At 59.6% G+C, this 16,446-nt stretch carries 15 protein-coding genes; 5 read left to right on the forward strand and 10 right to left on the reverse strand.

From position 1 onward, the window contains the following. Nucleotides 1-145: 145 nt before the first annotated feature. Nucleotides 146-808 (forward strand): peptide-methionine (S)-S-oxide reductase MsrA, encoded by a 663-nt coding sequence (msrA, locus tag FIU85_RS11520; RefSeq protein ID WP_152496990.1) that lies wholly within the window; start codon nucleotides 146-148, stop codon nucleotides 806-808. Here msrA and FIU85_RS11525 read toward each other — a convergent pair. After that, the gene (locus FIU85_RS11525; RefSeq protein ID WP_152496991.1) at nucleotides 769-1,677 is read right to left on the reverse strand and encodes a ribokinase; all 909 of its coding nucleotides are present in this window, start codon (nucleotides 1,675-1,677) and stop codon (nucleotides 769-771) included. The genes msrA and FIU85_RS11525 overlap by 40 nt on opposite strands. Before the next feature lie 156 nt (nucleotides 1,678-1,833). Between FIU85_RS11525 and mutS the strand changes: the two genes are divergently transcribed. Continuing rightward, on the forward strand, nucleotides 1,834-4,452 hold the full coding sequence (gene mutS / locus FIU85_RS11530; RefSeq protein ID WP_152498234.1) for a DNA mismatch repair protein MutS: 2,619 nt from the start codon (nucleotides 1,834-1,836) through the stop codon (nucleotides 4,450-4,452). Between the two features lie 137 nt (nucleotides 4,453-4,589). Here mutS and FIU85_RS11535 read toward each other — a convergent pair whose 3' ends face one another. Both FIU85_RS11535 and hrcA read right to left on the reverse strand, forming a co-directional pair. Further along, nucleotides 4,590-5,156 carry a nucleotide exchange factor GrpE gene (locus tag FIU85_RS11535; protein ID WP_152494261.1) on the reverse strand — a complete coding sequence of 189 codons (567 nt, stop codon included), beginning with the start codon at nucleotides 5,154-5,156 and terminating at the stop codon, nucleotides 4,590-4,592. Between the two features lie 9 nt (nucleotides 5,157-5,165). Beyond that, nucleotides 5,166-6,230 carry a heat-inducible transcriptional repressor HrcA gene (gene hrcA, locus FIU85_RS11540; protein ID WP_152498235.1) on the reverse strand — a complete coding sequence of 355 codons (1,065 nt, stop codon included), beginning with the start codon at nucleotides 6,228-6,230 and terminating at the stop codon, nucleotides 5,166-5,168. A gap of 117 nt (nucleotides 6,231-6,347) precedes the next feature. Here hrcA and rph point away from each other — a divergent pair, with 117 nt between their 5' ends. Genes rph through hemW form a run of 3 tightly spaced genes read left to right on the forward strand, consistent with a single transcriptional unit; the run spans nucleotide 6,348 to nucleotide 8,815 of the window. Then, nucleotides 6,348-7,064 (forward strand): ribonuclease PH, encoded by a 717-nt coding sequence (rph, locus tag FIU85_RS11545; protein WP_152494259.1) that lies wholly within the window; start codon nucleotides 6,348-6,350, stop codon nucleotides 7,062-7,064. Continuing rightward, nucleotides 7,057-7,665, forward strand: a complete 609-nt coding sequence (rdgB, locus tag FIU85_RS11550) for an RdgB/HAM1 family non-canonical purine NTP pyrophosphatase (RefSeq protein WP_152494258.1) — start codon at nucleotides 7,057-7,059, stop codon at nucleotides 7,663-7,665. Before rph ends, rdgB begins: the two co-directional genes overlap by 8 nt. Further along, nucleotides 7,658-8,815 (forward strand): radical SAM family heme chaperone HemW, encoded by a 1,158-nt coding sequence (gene hemW / locus FIU85_RS11555; protein ID WP_152496992.1) that lies wholly within the window; start codon nucleotides 7,658-7,660, stop codon nucleotides 8,813-8,815. Before rdgB ends, hemW begins: the two co-directional genes overlap by 8 nt. On the opposite strand, the gene FIU85_RS11560 is transcribed toward hemW, so the two are convergent. From FIU85_RS11560 to FIU85_RS11590, 7 genes are all read right to left on the reverse strand, one after another. Beyond that, nucleotides 8,812-9,711, reverse strand: a complete 900-nt coding sequence (locus FIU85_RS11560) for a ParB/RepB/Spo0J family partition protein (RefSeq protein ID WP_152496993.1) — start codon at nucleotides 9,709-9,711, stop codon at nucleotides 8,812-8,814. The genes hemW and FIU85_RS11560 overlap by 4 nt on opposite strands. Nucleotides 9,712-9,721: 10 nt before the next feature. Then, the gene (locus FIU85_RS11565) at nucleotides 9,722-10,531 is read right to left on the reverse strand and encodes a ParA family protein (protein WP_152496994.1); all 810 of its coding nucleotides are present in this window, start codon (nucleotides 10,529-10,531) and stop codon (nucleotides 9,722-9,724) included. Next, nucleotides 10,524-11,135: a 16S rRNA (guanine(527)-N(7))-methyltransferase RsmG gene (rsmG, locus tag FIU85_RS11570; RefSeq protein WP_152496995.1), complete on the reverse strand. Its 612-nt coding sequence runs from the start codon at nucleotides 11,133-11,135 to the stop codon at nucleotides 10,524-10,526. The genes FIU85_RS11565 and rsmG overlap by 8 nt, the downstream gene beginning before the upstream one ends. Then, nucleotides 11,132-12,994 (reverse strand): tRNA uridine-5-carboxymethylaminomethyl(34) synthesis enzyme MnmG, encoded by a 1,863-nt coding sequence (mnmG, locus tag FIU85_RS11575; RefSeq protein WP_152496996.1) that lies wholly within the window; start codon nucleotides 12,992-12,994, stop codon nucleotides 11,132-11,134. The genes rsmG and mnmG overlap by 4 nt, the downstream gene beginning before the upstream one ends. A gap of 13 nt (nucleotides 12,995-13,007) precedes the next feature. Beyond that, entirely contained in the window at nucleotides 13,008-14,294 is a 1,287-nt protein-coding gene (gene mnmE / locus FIU85_RS11580) for a tRNA uridine-5-carboxymethylaminomethyl(34) synthesis GTPase MnmE (RefSeq protein WP_152496997.1), read from the reverse strand. Between the two features lie 22 nt (nucleotides 14,295-14,316). Further along, entirely contained in the window at nucleotides 14,317-15,588 is a 1,272-nt protein-coding gene (rho, locus tag FIU85_RS11585) for a transcription termination factor Rho (RefSeq protein ID WP_152494251.1), read from the reverse strand. Between the two features lie 124 nt (nucleotides 15,589-15,712). Then, nucleotides 15,713-16,162 (reverse strand): CopD family protein, encoded by a 450-nt coding sequence (locus FIU85_RS11590; protein ID WP_152496998.1) that lies wholly within the window; start codon nucleotides 16,160-16,162, stop codon nucleotides 15,713-15,715. Between the last annotated feature and the right edge of the window lie 284 nt (nucleotides 16,163-16,446).

A 16,446-nucleotide genomic window follows, 5' to 3' on the forward strand; every position in this document is an offset into this window, starting at 1 on the left:
CGATTTGTTTCAGCACACGCTAGGAACAGGCAATTTCGGTGCCAAGGGGTAAATTCGCATCACCGGCCCGTGACCTCACGGCGTGGTGAGTTGGAACAGCTGCCGAAGCGCGGCAGTTTGACCCTGACCAAAGGGAGGCTGTGCCATGCACCATCTGCGAAACATCAAGGCGACCGTGCTCGCCATATCCATCGCCGTCGGCTTCGGTGTCCAGACCAACGCCGCCAAGGCCGCCGAAACCGAAACGCTCACGGTGGCCGGCGGCTGTTTCTGGTGCGTCGAGGCGGATTTCGAATCCGTCGAAGGCGTCAGCGAGGTCGTCTCCGGCTATACCGGCGGCACCGTGGAAAACCCGACCTACAAACAGGTCGTGCGCGGCGGCACGGGCCACTACGAGGCGGTACAGATCGAGTACGATCCCGCGCAGGTCAGCAGGGACGAGCTCTTGTCACTCTTCTTCCGCTCGGTCGATCCCACCGACGCCGGCGGCCAGTTCTGCGACCGGGGCGACAGTTACCGCACCGCGATCTTTGTCAACGGAAACGCCGAAAAAGAGGCCGCAGAGACCGCCAAGGCAAAGGCGGCCGCGTCTCTTGGGCAGGATATCGTGACGCCGATCCTGCCCGCGTCGGACTTCTACCAGGCGGAGGACTATCACCAGGATTACTACAAAGGCGACCGCCTGATCATCACCCGCTTCGGTCCGAAAACCCAGGCCAAGGCCTACAAGGCGTATCGCAAGGCGTGTGGCCGCGACGCCCGCATCCGTCAACTGTGGGGCGACGACGCACCATTCGTCGGGTCCTGACGCATAAAGGCCTGAACCTCCGCCAGGTCCGGGATAGCGTCCGCGGTCCCGCGCCGCGTCACCTGCAACGCCGAGGCAGACACCGCGCGCTGGACCGCGACCGCGGCATCCAGCCCGGCATCGAGGCCAGCGGCCAGATAGCCCGCGAACGTATCACCAGCACCTGTCGTATCCACCGGGTCTATTGCGGGTGCGGCGAAAGCCCGTTCCGTCCAACCGGCGCTTTCCTCCAGCAACAGCGCCCCTTGGGCCCCGCGCGTCACGACTATGGTTGCAACCCCAAGCGTTGCCACGTCCCGCCCGGTGGCCTGCATCATCTGGCTGAACTCAATTTCATTCAGCACCAGAATTTGAGTGTATGAAAGCACATCCTTCATTGCGATTTCGTCGTAGGGCGCAGGCACATACACGACCTGCAGCCCCTTTTCCCGCGCTTGCGCCACCGCAAATTTCTTGCCGTTGGTTTCGTTCTGAAACATCAGAATGTCACCTTGGCGCGCATCCTGCAGTGCCGCCTCAATTGACCCGGGTGACTGTTTGCGGTTCGCGCCGGGGAAGATCACGATCGCGTTCTCTCCCTGGCGGTCCACATTGATCACGGCATGGCCCGTCGCCGTGTCGACCTCGGATATGTGCGCAACGTCTATCCCGTAGTCCGCCAGCCGCGTTTTTAGCCAGGCCCCCTCGGGCCCGACAGCTCCGATATGGCGCACTTGTCCTCCGGCCCTGGCGATGGCCACCGAAATGTTCGCGCCCTTTCCCCCCAGTCCCGTCGCATAGGATTTTGCCGCCAGCGTCTCGCCCGGCTGCGGCAGATGCGGAACTTCGTAGAAATAGTCGACGTTGATCGAGCCCAGATTGAAGATCATGCCATCCCTCCCTCACCAAGCACTCATTCCGCGCTTTGCCCCGGTTTTCAAGGATTCCCGGCGGTTTTGCCTTTTACCCCCAGCCGGTGATTTGTAAGCTGCCCGCCAAAGCCAATGGGGGGCAGGGTGGCATCCACGACAACAGCCGTGACACCGATGATGGCGCAGTATCTGGAACTGAAGGCGCAGTACCAGAATGCGCTGCTGTTCTATCGTATGGGTGACTTTTACGAACTGTTCTTCGACGATGCCGTTGCCGCCGCCGAGGCGCTGGATATCGCGCTGACCAAGCGCGGCAAGCACCTGGGCGAGGATATCGCGATGTGCGGCGTGCCCGTGCATTCTGCCGAAGGCTACCTTCTGACGCTGATCCGCAAGGGGTTTCGCGTGGCCGTCTGCGAACAGATGGAGGACCCCGCCGAAGCCAAGAAACGCGGCTCGAAATCGGTCGTCAAACGCGATGTCGTCCGTCTGGTCACCCCCGGCACCCTGACCGAGGAAAGCCTGCTCGAGGCACGGCGCCACAATTACCTGACCGCCTTCGCCAAGGTGCGCGACGCCACCGCGCTGGCCTGGGTGGATATTTCCACCGGGGCGTTCCATGTCATGCCACTGACCGAGGTGCGTCTTTCACCCGAACTGGCGCGGCTTGCCCCCAGCGAGCTGATCGTTGCCGAAGGGCACGAGGCTGAAATTCGCGACATCGCCGACGAGCACGGCGTCTCGCTCACGCCGCTCGGCCGGTCGGCTTTTGACAGCGCGGGTGCCGAAAAACGGATTTGCGCCCTGTTCAATGTCAGCACGCTCGACGCCTTTGGCCAATTTGATCGTGCCGAGGTCGCGGCCATGGGTGCGATCGTCGAGTACCTGGAGATCACCCAGAAAGGGAAACTCCCACTGCTGCAAAAGCCCGTGCGCGAGAACGAAGAGCGGGTGATGCAGATCGACGCGGCCACACGGCGCAACCTGGAACTGACACAGTCCTTGAGCGGTGGCAGGTCCGGTTCACTGCTGGCGTGCATCGACCGGACGGTAACCGCCGGCGGTGGCCGCTTGCTGGAGCGGCGCATCTCCAGCCCGAGCCGGGTGCTGCACGTTGTTCAGGATCGGCTCGATTGCGTGGATTTCATGGTCGGGCACACCCGCTTTGCACAAGATCTGCGAGAGGTGCTGCGCAAGGTTCCCGACCTGGATCGGGCGCTGTCCCGTCTTGGTCTTGACCGGGGCGGACCCCGGGATCTGGCCGCCATTCGCAACGGCCTCACGCAAAGCGCCGAGGTCGCGCGGATGCTGGACGGCCAGGACCTGCCCAAGCCCCTGCAGGAGGTGTCCGCCGCGCTCACCGGCCATGATGAACTGTTGGACCTGCTGGACGAAGCCCTGATTGCAGAGCCGCCCCTGCTGGCCCGCGACGGCGGCTTCATCGCCGATGGGTACGACGCCGAGCTGGACGAGGCCAGAAAACTGCGTGACGAAGGGCGCAGCGTCATCGCGGGGATGCAGGCGGAATACGCCCAGGCGACCGGCATCCAAAGCCTGAAAGTCAAGCACAACAATGTCCTTGGGTATTTCGTCGAGGTGACGGCGACCCACGCCGACAAGATGCTGTCCGAACCGCTAAATGAAACCTTCAAGCATCGCCAGACCACGGCGAACCAGGTGCGTTTTACCACCGTCCCGCTCAGCGAAATGGAAACACGCATCCTCAATGCGGGAGGGCGAGCGCTCGAAATTGAAAAGCGGCTCTATGACGCCCTGAAACGGGCAATCCTGGAAAAATCGGCCGAGGTTTCGCTGGTCGCGCGGTCCTTGGCCGAGTTCGACCTCTCCGCCGCTTTGGCGGATCTCGCACGCGCCGAGAACTGGTGCCGCCCGCAGATCGACGACAGCCGAGCGCTGCATATCGAGGCGGGACGTCATCCGGTGGTCGAGGCCGCGTTGCGCACGCAGGATGGGGCGCCTTTCATCGCGAACGATTGCGCTTTGGGCGATGCCAGCGACATCTGGCTTCTGACCGGGCCGAACATGGCCGGTAAATCGACCTTCCTGCGCCAGAACGCGCTTGTTGCCGTGCTCGCGCAGATGGGGAGTTACGTGCCCGCAGCCCGTGCGCATATCGGCCTTGTCAGCCAGCTTTTCAGCCGAGTTGGCGCCTCCGACGACCTGGCGCGCGGCCGGTCCACCTTCATGGTCGAGATGGTGGAAACCGCCGCCATCCTGAACCAGGCCGACGACAAGGCGCTGGTGATCCTTGACGAGATCGGACGCGGCACCGCCACCTATGACGGCCTCAGCATCGCTTGGGCCACCTTGGAACATCTGCACGAAACCAATCGGTGCCGCGCCCTGTTCGCGACGCATTACCATGAACTGACGCGTCTGAGCGACAAATTGGAGCGCGTGGACAATGCCACTGTCGCGGTCAAGGAACACGAGGGCGACGTGATCTTCATGCACGAGGTCCGGCGCGGTGCCGCGGATCGCAGCTATGGGGTGCAGGTGGCAAAACTGGCCGGCTTGCCCGCCACCGTGGTCGAACGCGCCCGGGTCGTGCTGGACGCCCTGGAGAAAGGCGAGCGGGAAGGCGGCGGCAAGCGGGCCGCCTTTATAGACGACTTGCCGCTGTTCGCCGCGAGCCCTCCCCCGCCGCCGAGTCCGAAAGCCGCGGAGTCCGCCGCCGTGCTGCGGCTGAAAGAGGTCCTGCCCGACGACCTGACCCCGAAAGAGGCTCTGAATCTGATCTATGAGCTGAAAGCGCTCGCGCGCGAAGAGTGACGACCGGCTGCCACCGTCGCGACTGCGGCGACACTCACCTTCGAGTCGCGAGATTTTCCGGATACCGTCGGGATGCTTCTGCGCCAGGACCGTCGCCAATGCGCAGGCATCGACGATCGGTCCTGCCGGACATCGCATCACCCGGTGAAGGACGACACGCCGACCTGCGCGGGGCGCAGGATGCGATCATACAGCATGAAACCCTGGGCAGAGACCTGAATGATCTCGCCGGCCTTGGTTCCCGGAACCGGCGCCTCGAACATCGCTTCGTGCTGCTTGGGATCGAACTTGTCCCCCACCTGCGGGTCGATCACCTGGATTCCGTGCTTGGAAAACACGTTGACCAGTTCGCGCATCGTCAGTTCGATCCCTTCGATCAGGGCCGCTGATTGCGCGCGCTGTTCGTCCGTCACGGTTTCGACCGCACGTTTCAAATTGTCGAACACCGGCAGCATATCGCGTGCCAGTTTCGAACCGCCATAATTCTCGGCCTCGGTCCGGTCCTTCTGGGCGCGCTTTCGGGCGTTCTCTGCGTCGGCAAGCGCGCGCATGAACTTGTCTTGGAACGCATCGCGCTCCGCGCGAAGGGTTTCGACCTGATCCTCCAGACTTTCCGGAGCATCCTCTTCGGCCATCGCGGCGTGTTCCTCGTCTTCCGCTTGCTCTATGTCATCAAGAAACGGGTCTTCTTTCGACTGCGCCATGCTCTTCCTCTATTTCCGGTCCGCGATCAGCTTTCCGACAAGCTGCGCGGTGTAATCCACGATTGGTACAATTCGACCGTAGTTGAGCCGGGTCGGACCAATCACACCGACCGCGCCCACGATCTTTCGATCAGCGTTCATATATGGAGAGACCACCAAAGAGGAACCCGAAAGTGAGAAAAGTTTGTTTTCCGAGCCGATAAAAATGCGCACACCCTCGCCCTGATCGGTCAATTCCAGGAACTCGGCGATGTCGCGCTTGCGTTCAAGGTCATCGAACAGCGTTTTCATCCTGTCGAGGTCCTCTTGCTCGACCTCTGAATTGATCAGATTCGCACGCCCACGCACGATCAACCGCTCGTAACTGTCAGCCTCGCCCTCCCAGACGGCCAGGCCGCTTTCGACCAGTTGATGCGCTAGTCCGTCGATCTCCTGCCGGCGCGCCTCGATCTCCCTGGCGATCACGGTTTGCACGTCTGACAGCGTCTTGCCTTCGATCAGCGCGTTCAAGAAATTGGCGGCCTCGCGCATCGAGCTGGGGGTCTGGCCCGGCGGCGGGTGAAAGATACGGTTCTCGACATGCCCATCGCCAAAGACGATCACCACAAGCGCACGATCATGGCCCAGCGACACGAACTCGATATGCTTGATCGGCGCCTCGTGCTTTGGCGCCAGAACCAGGGAAGCGCCTTGCGTCACGCCGGACAAGGCCGATCCGATACGATCGAGCGCGAGGCTGACATCGTCGGAATTCGAGCCCAATGTCGCGTCAATCTTCTCTCGGTCGTTCAGCTCCAGGTCACTGACTTCGAGCAGACCGTCGACGAACATGCGCAGGCCCTGTTGTGTCGGGACACGCCCGGCCGAGACGTGCGGGCTGTCCAGCAGGCCCAGATACTCCAGGTCCTGCATCACGTTGCGGATCGTCGCGGCGGATACCTTTTCGCTCATGTCACGCGTCAGGGTGCGCGACCCGACCGGATCGCCCGTTGCAAGATACCCTTCGACCACGCGACGGAACACCTCCCGCGAGCGGTCGTTCATTTCATCCAGGATCTTTCGCGCGTTTTCCATCTGCATTTCTGTCGCCTCGTGAAGTGCCATTAAAAACGGCCCGGCAAAAAGGTCAATCAGGGTTGCTATCGGGTTTCGGTCACCTGTATTCCCGACATGCAAACAAGGAGTTCTGGCATGCGTCCTTCTGGGAGAGACTTAAGTGAAATGCGCGCGGTTTCAATCGAGACCGGGGTCACGAAACATGCCGAAGGGTCCTGCATGATCCGTATCGGCGACACCCATGTCCTGTGCACCGCGACGATCGAGGATCGCGTACCGCCTTTCATCAAGGGATCGGGCCTGGGCTGGGTCACGGCCGAATACGGAATGCTGCCCCGCTCGACCACCTCCCGGATGCGGCGCGAGGCGTCGGCCGGCAAGCAAGGGGGACGAACCGTCGAGATTCAGCGCCTGATCGGCCGCAGCCTGCGCGCCGGCGTTGACCGCGTGGCATTGGGAGAACGCCAGATCACCGTCGATTGCGATGTGATCCAGGCCGACGGCGGAACACGCTGCGCCTCGATCACCGGCGGATGGGTTGCCTTGCGGCTTGCCGTGAACAAGCTGCTCAAGACCGGCGATATCGTCAGCGACCCTCTGGTAGACCCTGTTGCGGCGGTCAGCTGCGGTATCTACGCCGGTCAACCTGTCCTGGACCTCGACTATCCCGAGGACAGCGATGCAGGCGTCGATGGCAACTTCATCATGACCGCATCCGGTCGCCTGATCGAGGTGCAGATGAGCGCGGAAGGCGCGACTTTCAGTCGGGACCAGATGACGAGCCTCATGGACCTGGCTGAGAAAGGCGTGGCGGAGCTGGTAGAAGCGCAGAAGGCGGCGACAGGTGCGTAAACTGTCAAGCGACACCTTGTTGGTGGCCACGCACAACGCCGGAAAGCTTGAAGAAATCTCCAAACTGCTGGCGCCTTATGACGTGTCCGTTGTTGGGGCCGCCGAGATGAACCTCGGCGAGCCCGACGAGACCGAGACCACGTTCGTCGGCAACGCTCGCATCAAGGCGCACGCCGCGGCGCAGGCAACCGGCCTTCCCGCGCTCTCGGACGATAGCGGGATTGAAATCGACGCCCTGGATGGGGCGCCCGGGGTCTACACCGCAGATTGGGCAGAAACAGAGACTGGTCGCGATTTTGGAATGGCCATGAAGAAAGCCTATGACGGGATCATTTCCAAGCAGGCTGCACCGCCTTGGACGGCGCGTTTCTGTTGTACGCTCGTGCTGGCCTGGCCGGATAGGCATGACGAAGTCTTCCCCGGTACCGTCGAAGGCCAGATCGTCTGGCCGATGCGCGGCGAACACGGTCACGGCTACGATCCCATCTTCCAGCCCACTGGCCATGACGTGACCTTTGCCGAGATGGACCCGGATCTCAAGAACCGGATCAGCCACAGGGCGGACGCGTTCAGAAAACTGGTGAAGGGCTGCTTTGACTGAGGATTGGCAAGCCGGGGGGTTCGGCCTCTACCTGCATTGGCCATTTTGCGAAGCCAAGTGCCCATATTGCGACTTCAACAGTCATGTTCGGTCCGAAATCGACCAATCCCGCTGGCTTGCGGCGTATCTTCGGGAACTCGACAGATATGCCGAGACGTTTTCCGGGCGGGTGCTGAACTCGGTCTTTTTCGGTGGGGGTACGCCCAGCCTTATGAAACCGGACGTGGTCGCGGCGATCCTGCAGCGGGTTCACGAGATCTGGACACCCGCGAATGACCTGGAGGTCACGCTGGAGGCCAACCCCGGGTCGGTCGAGGCTGGCCGGTTCTCGGGGTTTGCAGAGGCTGGCGTCAATCGCGTTTCTCTTGGTGTTCAATCCCTGCGGGACGAAGACCTGCGACGACTCGGACGGATTCACACGGTCAGCGACGCAAGAAAAGCGTATGAAATCGCGCGCGTGTATTTCGATCGCGTCAGTTACGACCTAATCTATGCACGGCAGAACCAAACACTTGAAAACTGGCGCGAGGAACTGTCCGAAGCGCTTGATTTGGCTGTCGATCACCTCTCGCTCTACCAACTGACAATCGAGCCCGGTACCGTCTTTCATCAACGCCGCGCCCGTGGCGGATTGCGCGGTCTGCCGTCCGAGGATCTTGCGGCCGACATGTACGAACTGACCCAGGAGCTTTGCAACGAAGCGGGTCTTTCTGCATACGAAGTGTCCAACCATGCTGCGCCGGGCGCCGAGTGCAGACATAATCTCGTCTACTGGCGATATGGGGATTACATCGGCATTGGTCCCGGCGCACATGGCCGCATAACGGTCGGAAGCGGGCGTAGAGAAACCGAAGCCTGGTCAAATCCCGAAAAGTGGCTGACGCTTTCGGAGATAGACAAGTCATTGAAAAACAATGATAAAGTGTCTTCCCAGGATCAGGCAACAGAGCATTTCCTGATGGGTCTACGCCTTGTCGAAGGGGTCGATCTTGAACGCCACAGGAAGCTCGCTGGCGCTCCGGTCCCGGCGTCCAAAATCCAGAACTTCTGTGACCTGGGTCTTTTGACCCATCAAAACGGCCGTATCGCGGCGACGCCGTCGGGCAGGTTGATCTTGAACCATATCATTGCCGATTTGCTTGACGACTAGTTTCCGGCAAGTTTGCGGCACAGGTCGTCCAGTTGATCCAGGCTTTCATAGCTGATCGTCATGCTGCCATTCTCTTGCCCCGGCCGATGGTTGAGCGCGACCTTCATACCGAGGTTCGCGGACAGGTCCCCTTCCAGCGCTTTCGTGTCGGCGTCTTTCTCAACCGGATTTTTCTTCTTCGGGGCGGAGCCGTCAGAGAAGATATTCTGCTGCGCTTTCTTCGCCAGCTTTTCCGTCTCGCGCACCGAAAGCCCTTTTTTCACCACCTGCTGCGCCAGTTCAGAAGGATTGTCGGCAGTGATCAGCGCCCGCGCATGACCCGATGACAGTTTTCCGTCGCGCAGCAATCTTTGGACGTCATCGGGCAAACTCAAAAGACGGACAAGGTTGGCGATATGGCTTCGGCTTTTCCCCAGGGCTTGCGCAAGCTTTTCCTGCGTGTGCCCGAATCGCTCCATCAGCTGGCTGTACCCGGCCGCTTCCTCCACCGGGTTCAGGTCCGCGCGTTGGACGTTTTCGATGATGGCCACTTCCAGGACTTCGGTGTCATCGAATTCCCGGATAATCACCGGCACCTGGTGCAATTTGGCAAGCTGCGCAGCACGCCAGCGGCGTTCACCGGCAACGATCTCGAACCCGTTTTCGGCCCGGGGGCTGGGCCTGACGATCAGGGGCTGAATGATCCCTTTTTCGGAAATCGAAGCGGCAAGATCACGCAACGCGTCTTCGTCAAAGTCGCGGCGAGGCTGATCGGGATTGGGTTCTATCCTCTCGATCGGCACGGTCTTGTCCGCCGCTTTTACGGCGCCTTCGGAGGTCTCGGGAACTTCCGCGACATCGGACATCAAGGCGGAAAGGCCCCGGCCAAGACCGCGCTTGGATTTCTTGTCTGACATGCTGTCCTCCCTACGCCGCTTGGCGCTTGTTGTTATTCACCAATTCCCGCGCCAAGGCGCGATAGGCCTCGGCACCTTTCGACGAAGGGTCGTAGGTCAAGACGGGAACAGAGTAAGACGGCGCCTCACTTACCCGTACGTTCCGTGGGATCTTTGTCTGGAACACCAGCGGCCCGAGATTCTCGCGCGCATCCTGTTCGACCTGGGCGGACAGGTTGTTTCGACCATCGTACATCGTCAGCACGACACCTTCGATCCGCAGATCCTTGTTGGCGGATTGCCGGACCTCGCGCACCGTCAGCATGAGTTGCGACAGGCCTTCGAGAGCGAAGAACTCCGACTGCAACGGAACGAGAACTGAATGTGCCGCGACCATGGCATTGACCGTCAAAAGGTTCAGCGACGGCGGGCAATCAATCAGTATGTAATCAAACCCAAACTCATCCATGGCGGGCTGGCGCAGCGCGTCATGCAACAGGAAGCTGCGCTTCTCATTTGAGATCAGTTCCATGTCCGCCGAACTCAGATCGACGGTTGCGGGGACGATGCTCAGGTTGCGCTGAGGTGTCTCCTGGATCACGCGCGAGAGCTCGATTTCCTCGAGCAAAAGCTCGTAGGCGGTATACTCGCGCGCATCCGGCTCAATCCCCAAGCCGGTTGAGGCGTTGCCCTGCGGGTCAAGGTCAACGATCAGAACCTTGAAGTTTTCCTCAGCCAAAGCCGCCGCGAGGTTGATAGCTGTCGTCGTCTTTCCGACGCCCCCCTTCTGGTTGGCAATCGCAATAATCTTCGGGTTTGAAGAGCGCGTGAGTTCAAGCACGGCGTACTCCTGAAATGCGCAGAATGACGGATTGGTCGCTCGTTACACTTTTAACAACCTGATGATTGAAACGCCACTTCGATTGCGCCTCAACAAGCTCCGATTGCCAATTTTTTCCCTTCGGGAAAAGCATCACGCCATTTGTCGCAAGATGGTCATGAGACAGGGAAAAGAGCTTCGACAGGTTTGCCAACGCCCGCGCAGATATAACATCGGCGCACAAAGGCGGTATTTCCTCCACCCTCTCGCACACGACCTTGGTGTTTATGGAGGTCTCCCGAACAACGTTCCGCAGGAAAGCCGATTTTCGAGCGTCGCTCTCTGCCAGCATCACGGACATATCCGGCCGCAGTTCATGGGCCAAAATCGCGATCACCAGCCCCGGAAATCCGCCGCCAGCGCCGAAATCAGCCCACGTCTTCGTATTATCAGGAGCCAACTGAAAAAGCTGCGCAGAATCAAGGAAGTGACGGCTCCAAATTTCTTCTAGCGTCGACTTCGCGACCAGGTTTACGCGAGGATTCCATTTTCTGACGAGGTCAGCATACCTCTCTAGGCGCTTGAATGTTTCACGTGAAACATCGACGCCGAGATTGTAGCTCATGCGGACTTCTCGCGCTTCATCTGCCGCAAGCGCGCCAGAATGATTGTCAGCGCGGCGGGAGTCATCCCATCAATACGGCCCGCCTGCGCAAGGTTTGCAGGTTTCGCGGATACCAGCTTGGCCTTCACCTCATTCGACAAGCCCTGGATCGAGCCAAAGTCGAAATCAGGTGGAATAACCTGCTTTTCATCTTTCTTGATGGCCTCGATGTCCCGGTTTTGCCGCTCAATATAGTTTGCGTACAGCGCATCTCTTTCCAGCTGCCGTCTGGTTTCCTGATCAATATCCGACAAGGACGAATCCAGCGCCAAGAGGTCTTCGAAACTTACGTCGGGAAAGGACAGCAGTGTATACCCACTGCGCTTGGTCCCATCCTCGTTGACCTTGAGCCCGGCCTGGTTCAGCTGCCGCGGCGTATAAAGGGTGTCCGAAATCCGCGCTTTGGCATCCGACAGCCGCTGCATCTTGTGTTCGAATGCGTCCCGTCTTCCCGCACTGACGGAGCCAAGCTCCACACCTATCGGGGTCAGGCGCTGGTCTGCATTGTCCGCGCGCAGGGAAAGCCTGAACTCCGCCCGCGAGGTAAACATCCTGTACGGTTCCGACACGCCGCGGGTGACCAGATCGTCTATCATCACACCGATATAGCTTTCGGCGCGACTGAAAATGACTGGATCTCTGTCCATAGCAGAAAGCGCTGCGTTCAGGCCCGCCACGACCCCCTGCGCCGCAGCTTCTTCGTATCCGGTGGTGCCGTTTATCTGGCCTGCCAGGAACAGGCCGGGCACTGAGCGCACCGCCAACGTCGCGTCCAGCGCTCTTGGATCAACAAAATCATACTCGATCGCATAGCCCGGCTGCAGAATCTTCGCATTCTCCAGCCCCTTGATCGAGTGAACGTAATCTTCCTGGATCTCTTCGGGCAAAGATGTCGAAATTCCGTTCGGATAAATCACGTCATCCGAGAGGCTTTCAGGTTCCAGAAATATCTGGTGAGACGGCTTGTCCGCAAAGCGCACGATCTTGTCCTCGATAGACGGACAATAGCGCGGCCCGACACCGCCGATATGCCCTCCATACATCGCAGAACGATGGAGGTTTTTCTGGATGATCTCGTGCGTTTTGGTGTTGGTATGCGTGATTCCGCAGGCCACTTGCCGCGCGGAGGGACGTTTCGACATGAAGGAAAAGAGAACGGGCTGGTCGTCGGCCGCCTGCATATCCAGCCCTGCCCAGTCGATGGTCTTTCCATCAAGGCGCGGCGGCGTTCCTGTCTTCAAGCGCCCGAGGGGTAAACCGAACGTATCTATCCGCTCCGCCAGACGAACCGACGGATTGTCGCCCATTCGTCCGCCGGGCCTGGACACGTCCCCGATATGAATCACACCCCGCAAAAACGTTCCAGTGGTAAGAACAACAGCCCGCGCAGAAATCTCGCTGCCATCCGCGAGAACGATCCCGGATACCTTTTGATCTGTCATGATGAAGTCGGCCGCCTCACCCTCGATCACCGACAAATTCGGCTGGGACGCGACTTCCGCCTGCATCTCTTCGCGATAGATCTTCCGGTCCGCCTGTGTGCGCGGCCCCTGCACTGCAGGCCCTTTCCGGCGGTTCAAAAGGCGAAACTGTATGCCTGCCTTATCCGCGACACGTCCCATGACCCCATCCAGCGCGTCGATTTCGCGAACGAGATGTCCCTTCCCCAAACCGCCAATCGCTGGGTTGCATGACATAACCCCGATCGATGATCGGCTCAAAGTAATCAGCGCCGTGTTTGCGCCAAGGCGAGCAGATGCATGGGCAGCATCGGTTCCGGCATGGCCGCCCCCTATGACAATCACATCAAAATGTTTCACGTGAAACACTCCACTACTTGCCCAGACAAAAACTCAAGAAGATCTCGTCAAGAACGGCTTCGACATCAACACGTCCTACCAGAGAATCAAGACGACGCACAGCACTCCGCAACTCTTCCGCGGCCAGGTCCGTTTGTTCGTTGCCAAGCCCCAGATGCGCCATCGCTCTGCCGAGGCATTCACTGCCGGATATAAAGGCTTCCCTGTGGCGCATCCGCGTCGCGACGCCCGCGTTCGCAGCCCGCGAGGAAAGAACATTCGACACGCTGTCGATCAAAGCAGGAACGCCGTGACCCGTGATGCCTGAAATCGAATTCTCAGGGCATCCGTGAAGATCAGCCTTTCCGATCAACACCACGTCTTCGGCGGCCGCTTCCATTGCAGGCTCCTGGCCCGGCTCCACGAGGAAAACCCGAAGGTCGGCTGTCTCAGCTCGCTTCATGGCCCGGTCCACGCCAATGGATTCAACCTTGTCCTCGGTGGCGCGCAACCCCGCAGTATCAAGCAATGTTACAGGCAGACCGTTCAGATCCATCCGCACCTCGATGACATCCCGTGTTGTTCCGGCAACCTCGGACGTGATTGCAGCATCCCGCCCGGCAAGCGCATTCAGCAAAGTCGACTTGCCAACATTCGGTGCGCCGACAATCGCGACCTCGAAACCTTCACGGATACGCTCCGCGGTTCCGACGCCAGAGGCCTCTCTGTCCAATTCGGTGCGCACGCTCTCAAGCAGGCTCAACACTTCCGGTGACACGTCTTCCGGCACGTCTTCGTCCGCGAAATCTATTGTCGCTTCCAGGAGCGCCGCGGCGCGGATCAATTTTTCACGCCACTCTTCCGCCCGTGCGCCCAACTGGCCGGACAGAACGCGCACGGCCTGCCTGCGTTGCGCCTCCGTTTCCGCTTCGATCAGGTCTGCCAGGCCTTCCACCTGTGCGAGGTCCAGGGTTTCATTCTCCAATGCGCGTCGCGTGAACTCGCCTGGTTCGGCTGGTCGCAAGCCGTCTTGACCGCCCAGCGCATCGAGGATTGCCGAAACCACCGCCCGCGATCCGTGGCAATGGATTTCAACCGTCGCCTCTCCGGTAAAGCTGTGGCCGGCCTCGAAGGTCAGTACCAGGGCTGTGTCCAACAAAGAACCATCTGGCGCCTTGAAGTTCCGCAAGCCTGACTGCCGCGGCCTAGGCAAACCGTCAACCAAGGACCCGACGGCCTGAAACGCTCCGGCGCCGGAAACGCGGATAATCGCGACGCCAGCTTTGCCTGGCGCGGTCGAAAGAGCAAAGATTGTGTCCATAGGTCCTCTGACCGGGCTCACATCAGGTGTTCATGGAATCGAAGAAATCCGAATTCGTTTTCGTTTGCTTCAGCTTTCCAAGAAGGAATTCGATCGCGTCCGTGGTGCCCATCGGGTTCAGGATACGACGCAGGACATACGTCTTCTGCAGATCGACCTTGTCTATCAACAGGTCTTCTTTCCGTGTGCCCGATTTCAGAATGTCGATTGCCGGGAACACGCGCTTGTCGGCAATCTTGCGATCCAACACCAGCTCCGAGTTGCCTGTGCCTTTGAATTCTTCAAAGATCACCTCGTCCATCCGGCTGCCGGTATCGATCAGCGCGGTAGAAATGATGGTCAGCGATCCACCTTCTTCGATATTTCGGGCTGCGCCAAAAAACCGCTTGGGCCGTTGCAGGGCGTTCGCATCCACACCACCCGTCAGGACTTTGCCCGATGACGGCACGACCGTGTTATAAGCCCTACCAAGTCTTGTTATCGAGTCGAGCAAAATAACAACATCTCGTTTATGCTCGACCAAGCGCTTTGCCTTTTCGATTACCATCTCCGCAACCGCGACGTGCCGGCCGGCGGGCTCATCGAATGTCGAGCTGATGACCTCGCCTTTGACCGAGCGCTGCATGTCGGTCACCTCTTCGGGCCGCTCGTCGATCAGCAGGACGATCAGATAGCACTCGGGATGGTTCCGCTCGATGCTCGAGGCAATGTTCTGCAGGATCACCGTCTTACCCGTCCGCGGCGGCGCCACGATCAGAGACCGCTGACCTTTACCGATGGGCGCCACCAAGTCGATCACGCGGGCCGATTTGTCCTTTATCGTGGGATCGTCGATCTCCATCTGCAGGCGCTCGTCGGGATAGAGCGGCGTCAGGTTGTCGAAGGCGATCTTGTGCTTGGCGTTCTCGGGATCCGCAAAGTTGATCTGCGTCACCGACGTCAGGACGAAATACCGCTCATTCTCCTCCGGGGCCTTGATCTCACCCTCGATCGTGTCGCCGGTGCGCAGCGAATGTTTCCTGATCGTGTCCGGCGACACGTAGATGTCATCCGGTCCGGGAAGATAGTTTGCCTCGGAGGACCGAAGAAACCCGAACCCGTCCTGCAGCACCTCGAGAGTGCCATCGCCGTAAACCGTCCAGCCTTCATCCGCCCGCTCGCGGAGGATCTGAAACATCATCTCCCCCTTGCGCATGGTGGACGCGTTTTCAATCTCCAGCTCTTCCGCCATCGAAAGCAGATCCTTGGCGGATTGCTTCTTGAGATCGGACAGGTTGAGGCGTTCGTCAGACATGGAAGTATCCCTAAGAAATCGGCGCGAGATCCTCGCGCTGTTTCTTCATTCTGTTATGAAAATCGGCACGCCCGGACGGGCACCGTTCACAGCTACCTAAGAGCAGTCGTGCGCCGAGTCAATCTCAGAACTTCACGACGACGGACAGAACGATCACGACCATCAACAGCGTCGGCACTTCGTTCATCATGCGGTACTGCCGGCCCGTCAGAGTATTGTCGCGAGCCACAAAGGCCTTGCGGCGACCCGCCAACCACATGTGGAACCACGTCATGGCAAGGATGCCGGCCAGCTTCAGGTAAGGCCATATCGCGTTCCAGTCCACGATCCCGGGCGTGGCGACCAGGCATAACCCTGCACCCCAAGCCACGATCATCGCCGGGTTCATGATCACCCGCAGCAGCTTGAGCTCCATCGTCTGGAACACCTCGTCGCGGCTGTCTCCCGGCGTCGATTGCTCTGCGTGATAGACGAAAAGCCTTGGCAGGTAGAACAGGCCGGCCATCCAGGAGATCACGGCCATGATATGCAGCGACTTCATCCAGGGATAAAGTGAGGCCAGAAGGTCGGTCATGTTTTCCCCGCGTTCCCTGCCCCTCCCTTAAATAATAAATATAGAAAGAAAAAGGATGATGATTTTGTAGGGGTCTGTCTAAGCTGGGGATTATGAATCTGTCCACCGAATTCCCCACACTGCCTGCGGATGTGGATAAATGTGTTGAATACATCAGCCCGCACCGTGCTGATGTGTGTCAAGTATTTGAAAATAAAAGATAGTTCAGGTTCCCAGATCCAGTAAACCCCGTGGATGAAATGGCCCGGTATCGGGTCCGAACGCCGTTTTCCCGGTGTCGAAGT

Origin of the sequence: Roseovarius sp. THAF8 (genome assembly GCF_009363735.1) — a bacterium.
In the GTDB taxonomy this organism is placed as follows: Bacteria; Pseudomonadota; Alphaproteobacteria; order Rhodobacterales; family Rhodobacteraceae; genus Roseovarius.